This window comes from Inquilinus sp. YAF38, from assembly GCF_052113205.1.
In the GTDB taxonomy this organism is placed as follows: domain Bacteria; phylum Pseudomonadota; class Alphaproteobacteria; order DSM-16000; family Inquilinaceae; genus Inquilinus.
In genome coordinates, this window is sequence record NZ_JBFRCU010000197.1 from 1 (window position 1) to 2,145 (window position 2,145).

At 68.6% G+C, this 2,145-nt stretch carries 3 protein-coding genes; 2 read left to right on the forward strand and 1 reads right to left on the reverse strand.

The window, feature by feature from the left end; all coding sequences use genetic code 11:
• The coding region (locus AB4Z01_RS36165) for an IS66 family transposase (protein WP_441694510.1) at positions 1–204 on the forward strand (204 nt) is incomplete at its 5' end.
• 366 nt (positions 205–570) lie between these two features.
• On the opposite strand, the gene AB4Z01_RS36170 is transcribed toward AB4Z01_RS36165, so the two are convergent.
• On the reverse strand, positions 571–1,353 hold the full coding sequence (locus tag AB4Z01_RS36170) for a DUF899 domain-containing protein (RefSeq protein ID WP_441701677.1): 783 nt from the start codon (positions 1,351–1,353) through the stop codon (positions 571–573).
• A gap of 200 nt (positions 1,354–1,553) precedes the next feature.
• Between AB4Z01_RS36170 and AB4Z01_RS36175 the strand changes: the two genes are divergently transcribed.
• On the forward strand, positions 1,554–2,145 hold a 592-nt coding region (locus tag AB4Z01_RS36175), incomplete at its 3' end, for a hypothetical protein (protein ID WP_441701679.1).

Sequence of the window (2,145 nt, forward strand, 5' to 3'; positions counted from 1 at the left end):
TTCACCAACAACGAAGCCGAGCGCGATGCCCGGATGATGAAACTCCGACAGAAAATCTCCGGCGGGTTCCGCACATCTCAAGGCGCAGACAACTTCGCCACGCTCCGCACCCTCATCGGCACCGCTCGAAAGCGCGGATGGAACCTGCTCGAAACACTGTCATCCTGCCCAACACAACTCATCCATAACCTCAACTCCGCCTAATCACGCCTGCACCTGGGCAGTTACCGCTGCGCTCGCAATGACGGTTTTGGCAGTAGACCCGCCAACCCTTACCGTCATCGCGAGGCGCGCAGCGCCGTGGCGATCCAGGCCAGCGCCGCCTCATGCGGCGGGACTGGATTGCTTCGCTGCGCTCGCAATGACGATTCTGGGGGGTATCTCCGCAACTCACCACCGTCATCGCGAGCCCCGCAGGGGCGTGGCGATCCAGCCTGCAGCCGTCTGTGCAGTGAGGTGATTCTCGACCTTTTCGTGAGATCGCCCACTACCGGCGTGGCCTATCTGCAGCCGAATTGAGGAGGCATATAGGACCACCGACGGCACGAGGCTCCGCCCGCCGGGCCTGTCTCACGCCTTCGCGTCCTTGTCCCGCATCGCGGCCTCGCCGGCGTCCGACGCCTCGACCCATTTCTTGTCGGGTGCGGCGCTCTCATCGTAGTTGTCGTGCCAGTTCCACCATTTGTAGGTCGGGGTCTGGGGATAGCCCTCGGGCGAATCCTCCCACACCTCCTGCCGGCCCAGCGGCGTGATGTCGAGGTAGTTCCAGGTGCCCCCCATCTGCTCGTCGCCGCGGTTGTTGACGAAATAGGTGCGGAACACGCGGTCGCCGTCGCGGTAGAACACGTTCGTGCCGTGCCACTCGTCCACGCCGAAATCGGCGTCGAAGCTGTCGGTGACGGTGAACCACGGGATCTCCCAGCCCATCCGCGCCTTCAGCCGCGCGATGTCCGCCTGGGGCGCCCGCGAGACAAAGACCAGGGTGGTGTCGCGGGCGTTCAGATGGGCGACATGGGCGACCTGGTCGGCCACCATCGAGCAGCCCCGGCAGGCGTGGTCGGGCCAGCCGAACACCCCGGGCTCGAAGAAGGCGCGGTAGACGATCAGCTGGCGCCGGCCGTCGAACAGGTCGAGCAGGCTGGCCTTGCCCGCCGGCCCCTCGAAGGCGTAGGTCGCGTCCACGGCCATCCACGGCATCCGCCGGCGCTCGGCGGCCAGGGCGTCACGGGCACGCATCTGGGCCTTCTCCTTCACCAGCAACTGCTGGTGGGCGGCCTCCCACGCTTCCGGCGACACGACGGGGGGCGTCTGCATGGCGGACTCGGTCCGTCCGGTCTCGGCTGATCTGGTCATGGCTGTCTCCGAATTCGGGCGAGGCCCCGCGGCTGTGGCGCAGGGCCGCTCATCGCTCGGTGTTGATGGTGAGATAGAGTGACGCCGGGCCGTGGACAGCGGGAGTGACAAGTGTGGCGCGAGTCCCGTGCCGCCCGCGGACGAGTCGTAAACGCAATGTTCATTGCGCCGCCCCTTGCTCTTCGTTCATGCTACGTTCCATGGAGCCCGCACCAGCAGATCTCGACGTCCAGGCCTTCTGCCGCAGCCTTGCGTTGCAGCAGATCCAGATGCTCACGCGCCTGGCCGAGATCGCCATGCAACTGGCCGAGGGCGAGGGCGTCCGCGCCGTCGCGGCCCAGGCCCGCGCCGCCCAGCCCAAGGCCGACGAGGCCGCGGTGCAGGCGGCCCGGTCCGAGGCGCAGGAGGCCGGGATGGCCTTCAGCCGCTTCTCCCGCACCGTGCAGCGCTCGCTCGCCCTGCGCAGCCGCGCCGCCGATCACCTCTGCGCCCGCGATAAGGCGCAGGCTGCCGACCGCGCGGCCGCCCACGAGGCCCGCCGCGACCGCCACCGCGGCGAGGTCGAGGATGCGCTGCGCGGTATGATCTGGGATCAGGTCGAGGATCAAGCCCGCGTCGACGCCCTGCACGCCGAGCTTGAGGAGCGGATCCRGGAYCTCTACGACGACGAGGTGTCGGTCGAGGACCGGCCGCCCGGCTCGGTGATGGCGGGGCTGGCCTGCGGCCTCGGCCTCGCYGAGGAATGGCGCCGCTGGGCCACCGGCTGGCCCGGCACGCCGTGCCCGGCCCGGC

Excerpts from the sequence above, each read along its gene's own strand:
- AB4Z01_RS36170 (WP_441701677.1), bottom strand. The coding sequence starts at position 1,353 with ATGACCAGATCAGCCGAGACCGGACGGACCGAGTCCGCCATGCAGACG.